The sequence below is a fragment of the Tepidibacter aestuarii genome (assembly GCF_934924865.1).
GTDB classification, from domain to species: domain Bacteria; phylum Bacillota; class Clostridia; order Peptostreptococcales; family Peptostreptococcaceae; genus Tepidibacter_A; species Tepidibacter_A aestuarii.
Map to the genome: position 1 here is coordinate 3,385,970 of NZ_OW235315.1, position 17,373 is coordinate 3,403,342.

The following is a 17,373-nucleotide window of genomic DNA, read 5'->3' on the forward strand; positions in this document are numbered from 1 at the left end:
GCCGGATTAAAGCTTTGTTAAAATTAAAGGCTCATCTTTAGTGATGGCTATACTATGCTCATAATGTGCAGATTTTTTACCATCTATTGTTACAGCTGTCCATCCATCACTTAATATTTTCACATGATATGATCCGGCATTTACCATAGGTTCTATAGCTAATACCATTCCCTCTTGAAGCCTAATTCCTTTTCCCGCAGGTCCGTAATTTGGTATTTGAGGGTCTTCATGCATTTTTGAACCTATTCCGTGTCCTACAAAGTCTCTAACTATAGAAAACTTATTTTTTTCTACATAAGTTTGAATTGCATGTGATATGTCTGAAAGTCTATATCCAATCTTTGCAAATTTAATTCCTTCATAAAAGCTCTGTCTAGTTACATCTATAAGTCTTCTATCTTCGTCAGATATTTCACCTACAGCATGAGTTTTAGCAGCATCTCCATGATAGCCTTTGTAAAAAGCTCCAATGTCTATACTTATTATATCTTTATCTTTTAATATAGTCGAAGAAGATGGTATTCCGTGTACTACTTCTTCATTAATAGATGCACATATAGATCCTGTATATCCATGATACCCTTTAAATGAAGGCTCTGCTTTATATTTTCTTATATTTTTTTCTGCTATTTCGTCTAATTCCATAGTTGTTATACCAGGTTTTATAGATTGTTTTAGTATTTCATGAGTTTCAGCTACAATTTTTCCAGCATCTCTCATTAATTCTATTTCTTTAGCAGATTTTATTATAATCATTAGTTTTCACACCCTAATGCTGAAGATATATCTTCAAAAACTTTATCTATAGATTGTTGACCATCAATAGTATTAATTATACCTTGATTAGTGTAATAATCTATTAAAGGCTCAGTTTGATCTAAGTAAACCTGAATTCTTTTAGATACAGTTTCTTCATTATCATCTGCTCTTTGGTATAAATCACCTTGACAAATATCACATTTTCCATCAACTTTTGATGGGTTATATTTTATATGGAAAGTAGCTCCGCAATTTTTACAAATACGTCTACCTACAGCTCTATCTACTAATACAGTTTTGTCTACCTGTATATTTATAACCTTATCTAAATTCATATTAGATTCAGTTAATACTTTATCTAATGCTTGTGCTTGAACTACAGTTCTTGGAAAACCATCTAGTAAAAATCCACTTTTACAATCATCTTCTAAAAGTCTATCTTTAACTATTTCTACAACTAATTCATCTGGAACTAAAAGTCCTTTATCCATATATTCCTTGGCCTTTAAGCCCAGTTCTGTTCCCTCTTTTATATTTTTTCTAAAAATATCTCCAGTTGATATATGAGGTACATTATATTTTTTTACGATCCCTGAAGCTTGAGTTCCTTTACCTGCTCCCGGAGGTCCAAGTAGTATAAGTTTCATTTCAATCATCTCCGATACTAAATTTAGGACAGGGGATTTTTTTACCCCCAATTCCTATTTTAAGAAACCTTGATAATGTCTCATCAACATTTGGGCTTCTATTTGTTTCATCGTTTCAAGTGCAACTCCTACTACTATTAATAAAGAAGTTCCACCGAATCTAAACGGGATACTACCTAATTGCAGTATCAAAGTTGGAAGTACTGCTATCACAGCTAAAAATACAGATCCTGCTAATGTAAGTCTTGTAAGCACTTTGTTTAGATACTCCTCTGTAGGCTTTCCAGGTCTTATACCAGGAATAAAGCCACCATAGTTTTTCATATTATTAGCAATTTCTTCTACATTAAATGTAACCGCTGTATAAAAATAAGTAAAGAAGATTATCAATAATGCTTCTAAACCTATATATATCCAAACTCCTGGAGTTCCGTTTGGCGATAACCATTTAGTCACAAACGCCTGAAAATCTCCCTTTAAGAATAATGATAGTGTTTGAGGAAATGCTAAAAGTGAAACTGCAAATATAACTGGAATAACACCTGCTTGATTCACTTTCATTGGTATATGTGTGCTTTGTCCACCATACATTTTTCTTCCTACTACTCTTTTAGCATACTGTACAGGTATCTTTCTTGATCCTTGTTGTATAGCTATTACTCCTACTATTATAGCTATAGCTACAGCTGCAAATATGATCAGTTGTATAATATTTATCTGGTTTTCTGTGAATAATTTATACGTCTGAATAAAGGAACCTGGAACTCTTGATATAATACCTATGAATATTATAAGAGATATTCCATTGCCTATACCTTTTTCAGTAATCTTTTCGCCTAACCACATCAAGAACGATGTTCCTGCAGTTAAAGTAAGTATTACTGTTGTTATAGAAAATATATCTTTAGATATTAATGCTCCTCTAAACAAACCTACACTTATTCCTGTAGCTTGAATTAACGCTAAAATAATGGTTCCATATCTTGTGTATTGAACCATCTTTTTTCTTCCTTCTTCTCCTGATTTACTCAGTTCTTCAAGACTTGGTATAGCTATAGTTAATAACTGCACTATTATTGATGCTGTTATATAAGGAGTTATACTTAAAGCAAATATAGTAAATTGTCTAAAAGCTCCTCCTGCTACTAAATCATAGAAGGAAAGAAGACCCGCTTGGTCAACCACCTTCTTAATATAGTCTATATCTACGCCAGGTACAGGTATTGAAGATCCGATTCTAAATACAATAACCATCATTAAAGTATATAGAATTCTTTTTCTTAAATCAGGAATTTTCCAAGCATTTTTCAAGGTAGATAGCACTTTAGATCACCTCTACCTTTCCTCCAGCTGCTTCTATTTTTTCAATAGCTGATTTAGTGAATTTATTAGCTTTAACAGTTAAGTTTACCTCTAATTTACCTTCACCTAATATCTTAACTCCGTCTTTTTCAATCTTTCTGATTATTCCTTTTTCTTTAAGGATTTCAGGAGTTATTTCTGTACCGTTCTCGAATGCATTTAATCTTTCTACATTTACTAGTGAGTAAGCTTTTTTGAATATATTAGTGAAACCTCTCTTTGGAAGTCTTCTATATATAGGCATTTGCCCTCCTTCAAATCCTGGTCTTACTCCTCCACCTGAACGAGAGTTTTGTCCTTTTTGTCCACGTCCAGAAGTTTTACCTTGACCAGTTGCAGTTCCTCTTCCTAGTCTTTTTCTGTTTTTAACAGCGCCTTCAGCAGGTCTTAACTCATGTAATTTCATGATTACACCTCCTTCTTTCTATGTTATATATTACTGAACTTCTACTAAATGTTCTACTACTTTAATCATTCCTCTTGTTTGAGGATTATCTGGCTGCTCAACTACTTGATGTCTTTTCTTAAGACCAAGAGCCTCAACTGTTTTTCTTTGCTTTGGATTAGTTCCTATTAATCCTTTTACTAACTTTATTTTTAAATTAGCCATTTAAATACCTCCTTATCCTAGAAGGTCTTCAACTTTTTTACCTCTAAGTTTTGCTATATCTTCAGCAGTTCTTAGAGACTTAAGTCCTTCTATAGTAGCATTTACCATATTTCTAGCATTGTTAGATCCTAAAGACTTAGCTCTAACATCTTTTAATCCTGCAAGCTCAAGAACCGCACGAACAGGTCCTCCAGCGATAACTCCTGTACCTTCTTGTGCTGGCATTATTAATATGTTACCTGCACCGAATTGTCCTTTTACTTGGTGAGGAATTGTAGTTCCAACCATAGGTACATGAATTAAGTTTTTCTTAGCATCATCTATTGCTTTTTTAATAGCATCAGGTACTTCCATAGCTTTACCAGTACCTAATCCTACATATCCGTTTTCATCTCCAACTATTACTAAAGCAGCAAATCTGAAGTTTCTACCACCCTTAACAACTTTAGTAACACGTCTTATTTGAACAACTTTTTCTTTTACGTCAAGTTGTCTTGCGTCTATAGGTTTACGAAGCATGTATTTCCCTCCTTTTATTAAAACTCAAGGCCGCCTTCTCTAGCTCCCTCTGCTAATTCTTTTACTCTACCATGATAGATGTATCCACCACGATCAAATACAACTTCTTTTATTCCTTTATCTAATGCTTTTTTAGCTAATAGTTTTCCTACAAGTTTAGCAGCTTCTTTGTTTCCTGTGTTTTTAACAGCACTTTTAACCTCTGCTTCAAGAGAAGAAGCTGCAATTAAAGTACATGCATTAACATCATCTATTATTTGAGCATAGATATTAGAATTACTTCTAAATATATTTACTCTTGGTCTTTCAGAGCTTCCATGAATTTTCTTACGAACTCTTTTGTGTCTTTGAAGTCTGTTCTCATTTTTATTTACTTTTTTGAACACTCATATTCACTCCTTTCTATTATAGATTTTTTTTACTTGCCTGTTTTTCCTTCTTTACGTCTTATAACTTCTCCAGCGTACTTAACCCCTTTGCCTTTGTATGGCTCAGGCTTTCTCCAAGCTCTTATCTTAGCAGCGTAGTTACCTACTAATTGCTTATCTATACCTTTAACTACTACCTCAGTTTGGTTAGGTGTCTCAGTTACTACACCTTCTGGATCTTCCATTTCTACTGGATGTGAAAATCCTAAACTCATAACTAATTTTTTGCCTTGCTTTTGAGCTCTGTATCCTACACCAACTAACTCTAATTTCTTTTCGTATCCTTTAGTTACACCTTCAACCATATTAGCTATAAGTGTTCTAGTTAATCCGTGTAAAGATCTATGTCTCTTATTGTTTGTAGGTCTTTCAACTACTATAGAGTTACCTTCTTTAGTTATTTTTAAGTCTTCTACAAACTGCTTTTTAAGTTCTCCTTTAGGGCCTTTAACTGTTATAATGTTACCTTCTCCTATTATAACGTCTACGCCTTCTGTTATCTCAATTGGCTTAATACCTATTCTTGACATATCTACACCTCCTTGCAGCGTTCTTTATATTACCAAACGTAGCAAATTACTTCTCCGCCAACGCCTTCTTTTCTTGATTGTTTATCTGTTATTATACCTTTTGAAGTAGATATTATTGAAATTCCAAGACCATTTAAAACCTTTGGTATTTCATGCTTAGCAGCATAAACTCTCATTCCTGGCTTTGAAATTCTCTTTATTCCAGTTATAACTCTCTCGTTATTCATTCCGTACTTTAATTGAACTCTGATTATTCCTTGCTTTCCATCTTCTATAACATCATAGCCTTTTATGAATCCTTCTTCTAACAGAATTCTAGCTATTTCTTTTTTAATATTTGAAGCAGGTATGTCAACAGTTTCATGTTTAACTGTGTTAGCATTTCTTATACGTGTTAGCATATCCGCTATTGGATCTGTCATTGTCATAGTTCTGACCTCCTTTCATATATTACCAGCTTGCTTTTCTAACTCCAGGTATTTCGCCTTTATAAGCTAGTTCTCTAAAGCATATACGACATATGCCGAATTTTCTTAAAACAGCATGTGGTCTACCACATATGCTACATCTAGTATATTCTCTTGTTTTATACTTTTGTTTTCTCTGTTGTTTCACAACCATAGCTTTTCTAGCCACTGGAATCCCTCCTTTGATTACTTAGAATATGGCATTCCTAATAATTTTAATAATTCACGTGCTTGCTCATCATTCTTAGCACTAGTAACAAATATTATATCCATTCCTCTTACTTTATCAACTTTATCGTACTCTATTTCTGGATAAATTAATTGCTCTTTAATTCCAAGCGCATAGTTTCCTCTTCCATCAAATGAATTAGGGTTAACTCCTCTGAAGTCTCTAACTCTTGGTAAAGAAATGTTAACTAATTTATCAACAAAGTGATACATTTTGTCTCCTCTTAATGTTACTTTAGCACCAACAGGCATTCCTTCTCTTAATTTGAAGTTTGCAACTGATTTCTTTGCTTTAGTAGTAACAGGCTTTTGTCCAGTTATCATTTCTAATTCTGCAACTGCTGCTTCCAATTCTTTTGGATTTTCCTTTGCATTACCAATACCCATGTTTATTATAACTTTTTCAAGTTTAGGTATCTCCATAACATTTTCATATGTGAATTTCTCCATTAATGCTGGAGCAACTTCCTTCGTGTACTTTTCTTTTAATCTTGAAGCCACTTTAGGTACCTCCTTTCAAGATATTATATTTCTTCTCCGCTCTTTCTAGAAACTCTTACTTTTGTTCCATCTTCTAATGTTTTGAATCCTACTCTTACACCTTTACCTTCTTTAGCATCAAATAACATAACATTTGAAACATGTATAGGTGCTTCTTGATGTACAATTCCACCTTGTTGCACTTTAGCGTTAGGCTTTTGATGTTTTGTAGCCATGTTTACGCCTTCAACTAGTACTTTTTCTGCCTTAGGAAAAACTTTTAGGACTTTACCTTTTTTGCCTTTATCTTTTCCCGTTATAACAACAACAGTATCATCTTTTTTTACGCGCATCATTCTCTATTGCACCTCCTTAATTATAGTACCTCTGGAGCAAGAGAAACTATCTTCATGAAATCTTTATCTCTTAACTCTCTTGCAACAGGCCCGAAGATACGAGTTCCCATAGGAGTTTTATCGTCTTTTATTATAACAGCAGCATTTTCATCAAATGTTATATAACTACCGTCTTTACGTCTTAGACCTTGCTTAGTTCTTACTACTACAGCTTTTACTACTTTACCTTTTTTAACAACTCCACCAGGTGTTGCACTTTTAACAGTAGCAACTATTACATCTCCAACGTTTGCATATTTTCTTCCACTTCCGCCTAAAACACGTATACATAATAGTTCTTTAGCACCTGAATTATCAGCAACTTTCAAACGTGTCTCCTGTTGTATCATTCATAATCCCTCCTTTTCGCCTGTATTATTTAGCTTGCTCTATAACTTCAACTAATCTGAATCTCTTATCCTTTGATAAAGGTCTAGTTTCCATTATTTTCACTCTATCGCCAATTTTACATACATTTTGCTCATCATGAGCCTTAAATTTCTTAGTTCTCTTTACGGCTTTTCCGTATAATGGATGACGAACGAACTCTTCTACAGCAACAACTATAGTTTTGTCCATTTTATCACTTACAACACGGCCTATTCTAACTTTTCTTCTTCCTCTTTCCATATTGAGAGCCTCCCTTCTTTTAAGCTACTAAGCTCTAGATTCTTCTAGTTCTCTTTCTCTAAGGATGGTCTTTACTCTAGCTATATCTTTTTTAACGAACTTAACTCTAGATGTATTTTCAAGTTGTCCTGTAGCTAATTGGAATCTTAAGCTAAATAATTCACTTTTAAATTCATTTATCTTTTGATTTAACTCTGAGCTAGTCATTTCTTTTAACTCTTTAGCTTTCATCCGCTTCACCACCCTTTACTTCAGTTTCTTCACGTAATACAAATTTACATTTAACAGGAAGCTTATGCATTGCAAGTCTCATAGCTTCTCTAGCTTTTTCTTCTGGAACTCCTGCAAGTTCAAACATTACTCTACCAGGTTTAACTACAGCTACCCAATATTCTGGTGATCCTTTTCCGGCTCCCATACGAGTTTCTGCTGGCTTTCTTGTTACTGGTTTATGAGGGAATATCTTTATCCAAACTTTTCCCCCTCTTTTTATATATCTTGTCATTGCTATTCTGGCAGCTTCTATTTGATTAGAAGTTATCCATGCTGGTTCTAATGCTACTAATCCGAACTCTCCATAAGTAACTTTGTTACCTTTATGAGCTTGACCAGACATTTTACCTCTGTGAACTCTACGACGCTTTACTCTTTTAGGCATTAACATGAGTATTTCCTCCTTCCTTAATATCTACTTATTAAGCCTCTTTCTTTGGAGATCTTTGAGATCTATTGTTTCTATTATCTCTTCTATTATCTCTTCTTTTTCTGTCTTTTTTCTCTTCTATCACTCTTGGTGCGAAACCATTCTTTGATGGAAGAACTTCTCCGTTACAAACCCAAACTTTGATTCCTATTTTACCATAAGTTGTGTTTGATTCAGCGAATCCATAAGCTATATCAGCTCTTAAAGTTTGAAGTGGTACATTTCCTTCACTGTATCCTTCAGTTCTAGCCATTTCAGCTCCACCAAGTCTACCTGATGCAGAAACTTTTATACCTTTAACTCCTGCTCTCATAGCTCTTTGTATAGCTTGCTTCATAGCTCTTCTGAAAGATACTCTTCTTTCGATAGCTAAAGCTATATTTTCTGCTATTAATTGAGCTTCTTTTTCTGGATTTCTAACTTCGATAATGTTTATATAAACATTTTTCTTAGTCATTTTTTCTAATTCAGCTTTTAAAGCTTCTATTCCAGATCCACCTCTACCTATAACCATTCCTGGCTTAGCAACAGATAGGTGTAATCTAAGTTTATTAGCAGCTCTTTCGATTTCTATTCTAGAAACTCCAGCTGTGTTTAATTTATTTTTTAGGAATTTACGTATAGTATGATCTTCTAATATAAAAGCACCGAACTCTTTTTTATCAGCGAACCATCTAGAATCCCAATCCTTTATCACTCCGACTCTAAAGCCGTGTGGGTTAACCTTTTGACCCATTGATTTCCCTCCTTCTATAGATAAATTTATCTTTCTTTTAATACTACCTCTATATGACTTGTTCTTTTTCTAATAGTTGTAGCTCTTCCCATAGCTCTTGGCATGAATCTCTTCATTGTAGGGCCTTGGTTTGCAAATACTTCCGCAACATATAATTTATCTACGTCCATATTGTAATTGTTTTCAGCGTTAGCCATTGCAGATTTTATAACCTTAGCTATTACTGGTGCAGCAACTTTTGGTGTATACTTTAATATTGCTAAAGCTTCGTTTACATTCTTCCCTCTAACAATACCAGCTACTTGACCTGCTTTTCTTGGTGCTATACGTATATATTTAGCAGTTGCTCTAGCTTCCACAGCGATTACCTCCTTCCATTATAAATGGACTATTTTCTCTTAGAAGACTTTTCGTCGTCTTTGTGTCCTTTAAAAGTTCTTGTAGGAGCAAATTCTCCTAATTTATGTCCAACCATATCTTCTGTTACATAAACTGGTACGTGCTTTCTACCATCATGCACAGCTATAGTATGTTCTACCATTTGAGGAAATATAGTTGATGCTCTTGACCAAGTCTTGATAACTTTCTTTTCATTTGCAGCATTCATAGCTTCTATCTTCTTAAGAAGACGTGGGTGAACAAAAGGTCCTTTTTTAGTTGATCTTCCCATTTGCTTTCCTCCTTCCCATATTACTTATTAGTGTTTATTATTTCTTTCTTCTTGATACTATTAATTTATCAGAAGCTTTGTTTTTCTTACGAGTTTTGTATCCAAGAGCTGGTTTACCCCAAGGTGTAACCGGTGATGGTCTACCTATTGGTGCTCTACCTTCTCCTCCTCCGTGTGGATGGTCGCAAGGGTTCATTACAGATCCTCTTACTGTTGGTCTAATACCCATATGTCTCTTTCTTCCTGCTTTACCTACAGTTACGTTGAAGTGTTCTAAGTTTCCAACTTGTCCTATTGTAGCTCTACAGTTGATGTTAACATATCTCATTTCTCCAGATGGTAATCTTAAAAGAGCATGCTTTCCTTCTTTAGCCATTAACTGAGCTGAAGCTCCAGCAGATCTTACTATTTGTCCACCTTTTCCAGCTTTCAATTCAATGTTGTGTACTAAAGTACCAACTGGGATATCTTTTAATTCTAAAGCATTTCCCACTTTGATATCTGCATTTTCACCTGACATTAAAGTATCTCCAACCTTAATTCCATTAGGTGCTAATATATATGTTTTTTCTCCATCAGCATAAGCTAATAATGCTATGTTAGCAGTTCTATTTGGATCGTATTCAACTGCAGTAACTTTTGCAGGAACACCATCTTTATTTCTCTTGAAATCTATTATTCTATACTTTTTCTTAGCTCCGCCACCTTTATGACGAACAGTTATTTTACCATGAGCATTTCTTCCTGAATGTTTCTTTAAAGAAACTAGTAATGATTTTTCCGGTTCATGTTTAGTTATTTCATCAGAAACTAAAACCGTCATTTGTCTTAATCCAGGAGAAGTTGGTTTAAACTTTTTAATAGCCATCTTATTTCCCTCCTTCTTGCTTGATCACTACACGCCTTCGAAGAACTCTATTTCTTTGCTATCAGCTGTTAAAGTGATAACAGCCTTCTTGAAGCTTGCAGTTCTTCCTACATGTTTTCCCATTCTTTTTTCTTTTCCGCTATAGTTTAAAGTGTTTACTTTATCGACTGAAACACCAAATACAGTTTCAACAGCCTTCTTTATTTCAGTTTTGTTAGCTCTTTTAGAAACTACAAAAGTGTATTTTTTAGAAGCCATATCCGCCATACTTTGTTCACTTATAACAGGTTTTACAATTATATCATGTGGATTAGTCATTATGCGTACACCTCCTCCACTTTCTCAACAGCATCTTTAGTTATAATAAATGCATCATGCTTTAATATATCATATACATTCATAGTGTTAACTTGAGCAGTTGTAACTCCTTCTATGTTTGAAGCTGACTTTATTACATTTTTATTGTTTTCTCCTAAAACTATTAAAGCTTTCTTTTCTACTTTTAAGTTGTTAAGTATTTTAGCGAATTCTTTAGTTTTTGGAGCTTCCATGTTTAATGCATCTAAAACTATTACTTCTTTGTTTTGAACTTTAGATGATAAAGCACACTTCATAGCTAATCTTCTTACCTTCTTAGGTAAAGTGTATCTATAATCTCTAGGCTTTGGTGCGAATACAATTCCTCCACCTACCCATTGAGGTGATCTTGTACTACCTTGTCTTGCTCTACCAGTTCCTTTTTGTCTCCAAGGTTTTCTTCCCCCACCTCTTACTTCAGATCTAGTCTTAGCAGATTGAGTACCTTGTCTTTTATTAGCTAATTGATTCTTTACTACTTCATATAAAACGTGTTCATTAACTTCAGCACCGAATACGTTATCTGATAGTACTAATTCATCAACCTTTTCACCGTTAATGTTTAATATATCTATTTTTGGCATTTTGCTTCCTCCTTTCTTACAAGATTAAATTACTTGCTTGACTTTACTGCTTTTTTTATAGTAACTAACGAACGCTTAGCTCCAGGTATAGCACCTTTAACTAATATTAAGTTCTTTTCAGCATCTACTCTTACAACTTCTAGGTTTTGGATAGTAACTTTGTCTACTCCCATGTGTCCAGCTAGTTTTTTACCTTTGAACACTCTACCAGGTGTAGCACAAGCTCCCATTGAACCTGGTCTTCTGTGGTATCTAGAACCGTGAGTTTCAGGTCCTCTACTTTGACCATGTCTCTTTATAACACCTTGGAATCCTTTACCTTTACTTATTCCAGTAACATCTACTTTTTCTCCTGCTGCAAATATATCAGTAGCTATTTCTTGTCCTACTGTATACTCACTTGAGTTCTCTACTCTAAATTCTTTTAAATGCTTTCTGAATGATACTCCAGCTTTTTCAAATTGTCCTTTTTGAGGCTTGTTTAAAGATTTCTCTTTAGCATCTCCAAAACCTACTTGAATCGCATTGTATCCATCATTTTCTACATTTTTAATTTGAGTAACTACCATTGGTCCTGCTTCAATAACAGTAACAGGAATAACATTACCTTCTTCAGTAAATATTTGAGTCATTCCAATCTTTTTACCTAATAATCCATTCATGTTTGACACCTCCTATAATCTTACAGCGGATTACGAATTCGTAATCATTCTAAGATAAGGTATATCTATATCCATATCTTAGTATCAAATTTATTATAATTTGATTTCAATATCAACACCTGCTGGTAAATCTAACTTCATTAAAGAATCTACAGTTTTTGGTGTTGGGCTTGTTATATCTACAAGTCTCTTATGAGTTCTCATTTCGAACTGTTCTCTAGAATCCTTGTACTTATGAACTGCTCTTAATATAGTTATTATTTGCTTTTCAGTAGGTAGCGGTACTGGTCCTGAAACCTTAGCTCCTGTCTTCTTAGCAGTCTCAACTATCTTTTCTGCTGATAAATCTAATATCTTGTGATCATATGATTTTAATCTGATTCTTATTTTTTCGTTCTTAGCCATTTTATTTTCCCTCCTTTATCGCACGTTTAATTTTCACGTACGACTTGATCCGTTTACACTGTTCCGGGTGTGTTGTCTTTTTAAAAAACACAGCATAGGATCAGGTCGCCCGATTCTGAGATACAGACATACTCTGTAAAAATTACCTGGTGGTCAGCAACCTTTTACATCATCGCATTTCTCAAACACACTACTACATTTTATATCAAAAACACATTTTTTTCAAGAGTTTTTTTTAAAAAACATGTTTTTTATTTGTTTAAATTGCGTCTATATAGATAATCCGTTTTCAACATTATTTATTTTATAATAAACATATAGAATTGTAAAGTTTTTTTTTCGTAAAAAATTCGTCTAGTCGCTACGCACTGACTCATATCGCCAACGATCCTTACGGCCTCCGTTGCTCAAAAATAGTTGCAAGTTTAATTCTTTATCAATGCTATCCATAATTTGAAAATCATATAGTCCCTTAAGCATAAAAAAAGAGAAGGCATACACCTTCTCTATATTTTTAATTATTCTATTATAGAAGCAACTACTCCTGCTCCTACTGTTCTTCCACCCTCACGGATAGCGAATCTTAATCCCTCTTCCATTGCTATTGGAGCGATTAATTCAACTTCCATTGTGATGTTATCTCCAGGCATTACCATTTCTACTCCTTCTGGTAACTTTATTGATCCTGTAACATCTGTTGTTCTAAAGTAGAATTGAGGTCTATATCCATCGAAGAATGGAGTATGTCTTCCTCCCTCTTCTTTCTTTAATACGTATACCTCTGCCATTACTTTTGTATGAGGCTTTATTGATCCTGGCTTAGCTAATACTTGTCCTCTTTGGATTTCATCTCTTTGAACACCTCTTAATAATGCTCCGATGTTATCTCCAGCTTGTGCTTGATCTAGAAGCTTTCTGAACATTTCTACTCCTGTACAAACGATCTTTCTTGCTTCTTCTGCAAGTCCTACTATTTCTATTTCATCTTGAACCTTTAAGATTCCTCTTTCAACTCTACCAGTTGCAACTGTTCCTCTTCCTGTGATTGAGAATACGTCCTCTACAGGCATTAAGAAAGTCTTATCTATATCTCTTTCTGGCTCAGGGATATATGCATCTATTTCTTCGAATAATTGTACTATTCTATCTCCCCACTCACTTGATGGATCTTCTAATGCTTTAAGAGCTGATCCTTGTACTATTGGAGTGTCATCTCCTGGGAATTCGTACTCATTTAATAAGTCTCTTACTTCCATTTCAACAAGTTCTAATAACTCTTCGTCATCTACCATATCACATTTGTTTAAGAATACTACTATGTATGGTACACCAACTTGTCTTGATAATAATATATGCTCTCTTGTTTGAGGCATTGGACCATCTGCTGCAGAACAAACTAATATTGCTCCGTCCATTTGAGCTGCTCCTGTGATCATGTTCTTAACGTAGTCAGCATGTCCTGGGCAGTCAACGTGTGCGTAGTGTCTGTTTGGAGTCTCATATTCAACGTGTGCTGTTGAAATTGTGATTCCTCTTTCTCTTTCTTCTGGAGCTTTATCTATGTTTGCAAAGTCTACTGCTTCTCCTAATTCGTATCTTGCATATAATGTTTTTGTTATAGCTGCTGTTAATGTTGTTTTACCGTGGTCAACGTGTCCTATTGTTCCGATGTTAACATGTGGCTTATTTCTTTCAAATTTAGCTTTTGCCATTTTTTATTCCTCCTTATATTAAGGCAGGGATGTTTGCATCCCTACCATTTATTTATATTATTTTCCTTCTGCTACTTTTTTAGCAACAGATGCTGGAACTTGCTCGTAGTGATCGAATATCATTGTATATGTCGCACGACCTTGAGACATAGATCTTAAAGTCGTTGAATATCCAAACATCTCTGAAAGTGGAACATATGCATTTATTACTTGAGCACCTGATCTAGCTTCCATTCCTTCTATTCTACCACGTCTAGAGTTTAAGTCACCCATTACATCTCCCATGTAATCTTCTGGAGTTACAACTTCTACTTTGAAGTATGGCTCAAGAAGAACTGAGTTTGATTTTCTCATAGCTTCTTTGAATGCCATAGAAGCAGCAACCTTGAAGGCCATCTCAGATGAATCGACATCATGGTAAGAACCATCATATAATTCAACTTCAACGTCAACAACAGGATATCCTGCAACTACTCCGGCTTCCATAGCGCCTTGGATACCAGCATCAACTGGTCCAATATATTCTTTAGGGATCGCTCCCCCTACTACCTTATTAGTAAACTTATAACCTTCGCCTGGCTCAGTAGGTCTAACTCTAATCTTAACGTGACCATACTGTCCTCTACCACCAGATTGCTTAGAGTACTTATTGTCAATATCAACTTCTTGAGTAATAGTTTCTCTATACGCAACTTGTGGAGCTCCAACGTTAGCTTCTACTTTGAATTCTCTTAACATTCTATCAACTATAATTTCAAGGTGAAGTTCACCCATACCAGATATTATAGTTTGTCCTGTTTCTTCATCAGTACGAACTCTGAATGTTGGATCCTCTTCAGCAAGTCTTTGAAGAGCTATACCCATTTTTTCTTGAGCTGCTTTAGATTGAGGCTCTATAGCAACAGAAATAACAGGCTCTGGGAATTCCATTGATTCAAGAACAATTGGATGATTTGGATCACATAAAGTATCTCCAGTAGTAGTATCTTTAAGTCCAACAGCTGCAGCTATATCTCCAGCATAAACTTGAGATATTTCTTCTCTTGAGTTAGCATGCATTTGTAGTATACGTCCAATTCTTTCTTTCTTACCCTTAGTTGAGTTGATTATATAAGAACCAGCTGCTAATACTCCAGAGTACACTCTAAAGAAAGCAAGTTTTCCAACAAATGGATCTGCCATTATCTTAAATGCTAATGCTGAGAATGGCTCTTCATCAGAAGATGGTCTAGATTCTTCGTCTCCATCTGGAGTTATACCAGTTATAGCTGGTACCTCAAGAGGAGATGGCATATAATCTATAACTGCATCTAATAATAACTGTACACCTTTGTTCTTGTAAGCAGTACCACAGAATACTGGGTTTACCTCACAAGCGATAACAGCTTTTCTTAAAGCAGCTTTTAATTCTTCATTAGATATTTCTTCACCTTCTAAATATCTCATCATTAACTCTTCATCTGTTTCAGCAACAGTTTCAACTAATGTTTCTCTATATTCTTGAGCTTGATCTTTTAAATCTTCAGGAATCTCTGTTGTTTCCATGTCTTGACCTAGGTCATCTTTGTATATTCTTGCATTCATTTCAACAAGGTCAACAATTCCGCTGAACTGATCTTCATTACCTATTGGCAATTGAGCTGCAACTGCATTAGCTCCTAATCTATCCTTCATCATTTGTACAACGTTGAAGAAGTCAGCGCCTGTTCTATCCATTTTGTTTACGAATGCAATTCTTGGTACTCCATAAGTATCAGCTTGTCTCCACACGTTCTCAGATTGAGGTTCAACCCCACCCTTTGCACAGAAAACAGCAACTGATCCATCAAGAACACGAAGAGATCTTTCAACCTCAACAGTGAAGTCTACGTGTCCAGGAGTATCTATTATATTTATTCTATTTCCATTCCATTGACAAGTTGTAGCAGCAGAAGTTATTGTTATACCTCTTTCCTTTTCCTGCTCCATCCAGTCCATTTGAGAAGCTCCTTCATGAGTTTCTCCTATCTTACGAGTAACACCAGTATAGAACAGGATTCTCTCAGTAGTAGTAGTTTTTCCTGCATCTATATGAGCCATTATACCTATATTTCTAGTTTTTTCTAAAGAAAATTGTCTAGCCACAGGTATCCTCCTTTCTGATATGAGCTTTATCAGTTTTTATATATTTTACCATCTGTAATGAGCAAATGCTTTATTAGCTTCTGCCATCTTATGAGTATCTTCTTTCTTTTTAACTGATGCACCTGTGTTATTAGCAGCATCCATTATTTCTTTAGCTAGCTTTTCTACTGTTCCCTTTTCTCCACGAGCTCTAGTATACTTAACTAACCATCTAAGACCTAAAGTTTGTCTTCTTTCTGGTCTTACCTCTATTGGTACTTGGTAGTTAGCTCCACCAACACGTCTAGCTTTAACTTCAAGTACTGGCATTATATTATTCATAGCTTTTTCGAAAACTTCTAATGCCTCTTCTCCAGTTCTTTCCTTTATAAGTTCAAAAGCTCCGTACACAATGTTTTGCGACTTCCCTTTTTTACCATCTAACATTAAATTGTTTATTAATTTAGTAACAACCTTACTTCCGTATATCGGATCAGGTAAAATTTCTCTCTTTGGAACATTACCTTTTCTTGGCATTGTGCTTCCCTCCTTAATCTTTTTTAGATCATCGGTACTCGACAAACTTATCATTTGCCGTGATGCCGTAAATATTTATATATATTTAAAGCACCGAACGATTTTTTAAATTATCTTTTTAATTACTTCTTAGCCTTAGGCTTCTTAGTACCATACTTAGATCTTGATTGACCTCTGTTTTCAACACCAGCAGTATCTAGAGTACCTCTTAATATGTGGTATCTAACTCCTGGTAAATCTTTAACTCTTCCACCTCTTATAAGAACAACACTATGCTCTTGTAAGTTGTGTCCTTCTCCCGGAATATAAGCAGTAACTTCTATTCCATTAGTTAATCTAACTCTGGCAATCTTTCTTAAAGCTGAGTTAGGCTTCTTAGGAGTTACAGTCTTAACAGAAGTACATACTCCTCTTTTTTGTGGCGAACTAGTATTTGTAGATTTTTTGTTTAATGAATTAAAACCTTTTTGTAAAGCTGGAGCAGTAGATTTCTTCTCTATTGCTTTTCTTCCTTTACGAACTAACTGACTTATTGTTGGCATCGTTCGCACCTCCTTCCAATATTTTAGTTAACGGCCAACTATTTCAAAACAGCAACTATGGCAGCGCCTACTTGTATATTGCAAATTCTGCCTAGTTCCTCCATGAAATCAACGTAGATTATTTCTACGTTATTTTGTTTCGATAATTCTTCCACATGTTTTGTAACATGCTTTTCTGCGTCTTGTGCTATGAAAACTAACTTAGCCTTATTTTCTTTCAAGGCTCTGGTTGCTTGTTTGGTGCCTATTACTTTTTTTTCATTTTTCAAGCTTTGTAAATCCATTAAAGTTTCCTCCTTATTAAATACTCAAAAGATTAAAGTGTAATCTGATAAATATTCAAAAGTCCACTTTCTTAAATTTGCACACTTTAACATTTTAACATTATATACTGTTTAGTGTCAATATATCTTTGAAAAACGTTATTGTAATTTTATCC

At 34.6% G+C, this 17,373-nt stretch carries 29 protein-coding genes; all 29 read right to left on the reverse strand.

Translation table 11 applies throughout. The features are described 5' to 3' along the window. Nucleotides 1-6: 6 nt before the first annotated feature. Nucleotides 7-756: a type I methionyl aminopeptidase gene (gene map, locus M2214_RS16470; RefSeq protein ID WP_248481096.1), complete on the reverse strand. Its 750-nt coding sequence runs from the start codon at nt 754-756 to the stop codon at nt 7-9. Next, nucleotides 756-1,406 carry an adenylate kinase gene (locus M2214_RS16475; protein ID WP_248481097.1) on the reverse strand — a complete coding sequence of 217 codons (651 nt, stop codon included), beginning with the start codon at nt 1,404-1,406 and terminating at the stop codon, nt 756-758. The genes map and M2214_RS16475 overlap by 1 nt, the downstream gene beginning before the upstream one ends. Before the next feature lie 54 nt (nt 1,407-1,460). Continuing rightward, on the reverse strand, nt 1,461-2,729 hold the full coding sequence (secY, locus tag M2214_RS16480) for a preprotein translocase subunit SecY (RefSeq protein ID WP_248481098.1): 1,269 nt from the start codon (nt 2,727-2,729) through the stop codon (nt 1,461-1,463). Nucleotide 2,730: 1 nt separating this feature from the next. Then, nucleotides 2,731-3,174 (reverse strand): 50S ribosomal protein L15, encoded by a 444-nt coding sequence (gene rplO / locus M2214_RS16485; RefSeq protein ID WP_248481099.1) that lies wholly within the window; start codon nt 3,172-3,174, stop codon nt 2,731-2,733. Nucleotides 3,175-3,204: 30 nt separating this feature from the next. After that, nucleotides 3,205-3,378 (reverse strand): 50S ribosomal protein L30, encoded by a 174-nt coding sequence (rpmD, locus tag M2214_RS16490; RefSeq protein WP_248481100.1) that lies wholly within the window; start codon nt 3,376-3,378, stop codon nt 3,205-3,207. A gap of 12 nt (nt 3,379-3,390) precedes the next feature. Next, nucleotides 3,391-3,897 (reverse strand): 30S ribosomal protein S5, encoded by a 507-nt coding sequence (gene rpsE, locus M2214_RS16495; RefSeq protein ID WP_248481101.1) that lies wholly within the window; start codon nt 3,895-3,897, stop codon nt 3,391-3,393. A gap of 17 nt (nt 3,898-3,914) precedes the next feature. Continuing rightward, nucleotides 3,915-4,283: a 50S ribosomal protein L18 gene (gene rplR / locus M2214_RS16500; RefSeq protein ID WP_248481102.1), complete on the reverse strand. Its 369-nt coding sequence runs from the start codon at nt 4,281-4,283 to the stop codon at nt 3,915-3,917. A gap of 32 nt (nt 4,284-4,315) precedes the next feature. Then, nucleotides 4,316-4,855 (reverse strand): 50S ribosomal protein L6, encoded by a 540-nt coding sequence (gene rplF, locus M2214_RS16505; protein ID WP_248481103.1) that lies wholly within the window; start codon nt 4,853-4,855, stop codon nt 4,316-4,318. Between the two features lie 29 nt (nt 4,856-4,884). Then, complete coding sequence (gene rpsH / locus M2214_RS16510) at nt 4,885-5,283, reverse strand: 30S ribosomal protein S8 (protein WP_248481104.1); 399 nt, start codon at nt 5,281-5,283, stop codon at nt 4,885-4,887. A 22-nt stretch (nt 5,284-5,305) separates the two neighbouring features. Then, on the reverse strand, nt 5,306-5,491 hold the full coding sequence (locus M2214_RS16515) for a type Z 30S ribosomal protein S14 (protein ID WP_099191157.1): 186 nt from the start codon (nt 5,489-5,491) through the stop codon (nt 5,306-5,308). A 17-nt stretch (nt 5,492-5,508) separates the two neighbouring features. Then, entirely contained in the window at nt 5,509-6,051 is a 543-nt protein-coding gene (gene rplE, locus M2214_RS16520) for a 50S ribosomal protein L5 (protein WP_248481105.1), read from the reverse strand. A 23-nt stretch (nt 6,052-6,074) separates the two neighbouring features. Continuing rightward, the gene (rplX, locus tag M2214_RS16525; protein WP_248484900.1) at nt 6,075-6,383 is read right to left on the reverse strand and encodes a 50S ribosomal protein L24; all 309 of its coding nucleotides are present in this window, start codon (nt 6,381-6,383) and stop codon (nt 6,075-6,077) included. A 23-nt stretch (nt 6,384-6,406) separates the two neighbouring features. Further along, nucleotides 6,407-6,775 (reverse strand): 50S ribosomal protein L14, encoded by a 369-nt coding sequence (rplN, locus tag M2214_RS16530; RefSeq protein WP_248481106.1) that lies wholly within the window; start codon nt 6,773-6,775, stop codon nt 6,407-6,409. A gap of 25 nt (nt 6,776-6,800) precedes the next feature. Then, nucleotides 6,801-7,055 (reverse strand): 30S ribosomal protein S17, encoded by a 255-nt coding sequence (gene rpsQ, locus M2214_RS16535; protein ID WP_248481107.1) that lies wholly within the window; start codon nt 7,053-7,055, stop codon nt 6,801-6,803. 27 nt (nt 7,056-7,082) lie between these two features. Beyond that, complete coding sequence (rpmC, locus tag M2214_RS16540; protein ID WP_248481108.1) at nt 7,083-7,286, reverse strand: 50S ribosomal protein L29; 204 nt, start codon at nt 7,284-7,286, stop codon at nt 7,083-7,085. After that, on the reverse strand, nt 7,276-7,719 hold the full coding sequence (rplP, locus tag M2214_RS16545; protein WP_248481109.1) for a 50S ribosomal protein L16: 444 nt from the start codon (nt 7,717-7,719) through the stop codon (nt 7,276-7,278). The genes rpmC and rplP overlap by 11 nt, the downstream gene beginning before the upstream one ends. Before the next feature lie 31 nt (nt 7,720-7,750). Then, nucleotides 7,751-8,494, reverse strand: a complete 744-nt coding sequence (rpsC, locus tag M2214_RS16550; protein ID WP_248481110.1) for a 30S ribosomal protein S3 — start codon at nt 8,492-8,494, stop codon at nt 7,751-7,753. Between the two features lie 26 nt (nt 8,495-8,520). Further along, entirely contained in the window at nt 8,521-8,853 is a 333-nt protein-coding gene (rplV, locus tag M2214_RS16555) for a 50S ribosomal protein L22 (protein ID WP_248481111.1), read from the reverse strand. Nucleotides 8,854-8,882: 29 nt separating this feature from the next. Then, complete coding sequence (gene rpsS, locus M2214_RS16560; protein ID WP_099191141.1) at nt 8,883-9,164, reverse strand: 30S ribosomal protein S19; 282 nt, start codon at nt 9,162-9,164, stop codon at nt 8,883-8,885. A gap of 37 nt (nt 9,165-9,201) precedes the next feature. Then, complete coding sequence (gene rplB, locus M2214_RS16565; protein ID WP_248481112.1) at nt 9,202-10,032, reverse strand: 50S ribosomal protein L2; 831 nt, start codon at nt 10,030-10,032, stop codon at nt 9,202-9,204. Nucleotides 10,033-10,059: 27 nt separating this feature from the next. Next, complete coding sequence (gene rplW / locus M2214_RS16570) at nt 10,060-10,350, reverse strand: 50S ribosomal protein L23 (protein WP_099191137.1); 291 nt, start codon at nt 10,348-10,350, stop codon at nt 10,060-10,062. After that, complete coding sequence (gene rplD, locus M2214_RS16575) at nt 10,350-10,973, reverse strand: 50S ribosomal protein L4 (protein WP_248481113.1); 624 nt, start codon at nt 10,971-10,973, stop codon at nt 10,350-10,352. The genes rplW and rplD overlap by 1 nt, the downstream gene beginning before the upstream one ends. A gap of 29 nt (nt 10,974-11,002) precedes the next feature. Then, nucleotides 11,003-11,635, reverse strand: coding sequence for a 50S ribosomal protein L3 (gene rplC / locus M2214_RS16580; RefSeq protein ID WP_248481114.1), 633 nt, complete (start codon nt 11,633-11,635; stop codon nt 11,003-11,005). 93 nt (nt 11,636-11,728) lie between these two features. Continuing rightward, nucleotides 11,729-12,040, reverse strand: a complete 312-nt coding sequence (rpsJ, locus tag M2214_RS16585) for a 30S ribosomal protein S10 (RefSeq protein WP_248481115.1) — start codon at nt 12,038-12,040, stop codon at nt 11,729-11,731. Between the two features lie 518 nt (nt 12,041-12,558). Continuing rightward, nucleotides 12,559-13,752: an elongation factor Tu gene (gene tuf / locus M2214_RS16590; protein WP_248481116.1), complete on the reverse strand. Its 1,194-nt coding sequence runs from the start codon at nt 13,750-13,752 to the stop codon at nt 12,559-12,561. A gap of 57 nt (nt 13,753-13,809) precedes the next feature. After that, on the reverse strand, nt 13,810-15,876 hold the full coding sequence (fusA, locus tag M2214_RS16595; RefSeq protein WP_248481117.1) for an elongation factor G: 2,067 nt from the start codon (nt 15,874-15,876) through the stop codon (nt 13,810-13,812). A gap of 45 nt (nt 15,877-15,921) precedes the next feature. Next, nucleotides 15,922-16,392 (reverse strand): 30S ribosomal protein S7, encoded by a 471-nt coding sequence (gene rpsG, locus M2214_RS16600; RefSeq protein WP_248481118.1) that lies wholly within the window; start codon nt 16,390-16,392, stop codon nt 15,922-15,924. A 122-nt stretch (nt 16,393-16,514) separates the two neighbouring features. Next, entirely contained in the window at nt 16,515-16,934 is a 420-nt protein-coding gene (gene rpsL / locus M2214_RS16605) for a 30S ribosomal protein S12 (RefSeq protein ID WP_248481119.1), read from the reverse strand. Nucleotides 16,935-16,972: 38 nt separating this feature from the next. Continuing rightward, nucleotides 16,973-17,218 (reverse strand): ribosomal L7Ae/L30e/S12e/Gadd45 family protein, encoded by a 246-nt coding sequence (locus tag M2214_RS16610; RefSeq protein ID WP_248481120.1) that lies wholly within the window; start codon nt 17,216-17,218, stop codon nt 16,973-16,975. Nucleotides 17,219-17,373 lie beyond the last annotated feature (155 nt).

Coding starts and splice junctions, on each gene's coding strand:
- map (WP_248481096.1), bottom strand. CDS start 756: ATGATTATAATAAAATCTGCTAAAGAAATAGAATTAATGAGAGATGCT.
- M2214_RS16475 (WP_248481097.1), bottom strand. CDS start 1,406: ATGAAACTTATACTACTTGGACCTCCGGGAGCAGGTAAAGGAACTCAA.
- rplO (WP_248481099.1), bottom strand. CDS start 3,174: ATGAAATTACATGAGTTAAGACCTGCTGAAGGCGCTGTTAAAAACAGA.
- rpmD (WP_248481100.1), bottom strand. CDS start 3,378: ATGGCTAATTTAAAAATAAAGTTAGTAAAAGGATTAATAGGAACTAAT.
- rpsE (WP_248481101.1), bottom strand. CDS start 3,897: ATGCTTCGTAAACCTATAGACGCAAGACAACTTGACGTAAAAGAAAAA.
- rplF (WP_248481103.1), bottom strand. CDS start 4,855: ATGTCAAGAATAGGTATTAAGCCAATTGAGATAACAGAAGGCGTAGAC.
- rpsH (WP_248481104.1), bottom strand. CDS start 5,283: ATGACAATGACAGATCCAATAGCGGATATGCTAACACGTATAAGAAAT.
- rplX (WP_248484900.1), bottom strand. CDS start 6,383: ATGCGCGTAAAAAAAGATGATACTGTTGTTGTTATAACGGGAAAAGAT.
- rplN (WP_248481106.1), bottom strand. CDS start 6,775: ATGATACAACAGGAGACACGTTTGAAAGTTGCTGATAATTCAGGTGCT.
- rpsQ (WP_248481107.1), bottom strand. CDS start 7,055: ATGGAAAGAGGAAGAAGAAAAGTTAGAATAGGCCGTGTTGTAAGTGAT.
- rpmC (WP_248481108.1), bottom strand. CDS start 7,286: ATGAAAGCTAAAGAGTTAAAAGAAATGACTAGCTCAGAGTTAAATCAA.
- rplP (WP_248481109.1), bottom strand. CDS start 7,719: ATGTTAATGCCTAAAAGAGTAAAGCGTCGTAGAGTTCACAGAGGTAAA.
- rpsC (WP_248481110.1), bottom strand. CDS start 8,494: ATGGGTCAAAAGGTTAACCCACACGGCTTTAGAGTCGGAGTGATAAAG.
- rpsS (WP_099191141.1), bottom strand. CDS start 9,164: ATGGGAAGATCAACTAAAAAAGGACCTTTTGTTCACCCACGTCTTCTT.
- rplB (WP_248481112.1), bottom strand. CDS start 10,032: ATGGCTATTAAAAAGTTTAAACCAACTTCTCCTGGATTAAGACAAATG.
- rplW (WP_099191137.1), bottom strand. CDS start 10,350: ATGACTAATCCACATGATATAATTGTAAAACCTGTTATAAGTGAACAA.
- rplD (WP_248481113.1), bottom strand. CDS start 10,973: ATGCCAAAAATAGATATATTAAACATTAACGGTGAAAAGGTTGATGAA.
- rplC (WP_248481114.1), bottom strand. CDS start 11,635: ATGAATGGATTATTAGGTAAAAAGATTGGAATGACTCAAATATTTACT.
- rpsJ (WP_248481115.1), bottom strand. CDS start 12,040: ATGGCTAAGAACGAAAAAATAAGAATCAGATTAAAATCATATGATCAC.
- tuf (WP_248481116.1), bottom strand. CDS start 13,752: ATGGCAAAAGCTAAATTTGAAAGAAATAAGCCACATGTTAACATCGGA.
- rpsG (WP_248481118.1), bottom strand. CDS start 16,392: ATGCCAAGAAAAGGTAATGTTCCAAAGAGAGAAATTTTACCTGATCCG.
- rpsL (WP_248481119.1), bottom strand. CDS start 16,934: ATGCCAACAATAAGTCAGTTAGTTCGTAAAGGAAGAAAAGCAATAGAG.
- M2214_RS16610 (WP_248481120.1), bottom strand. CDS start 17,218: ATGGATTTACAAAGCTTGAAAAATGAAAAAAAAGTAATAGGCACCAAA.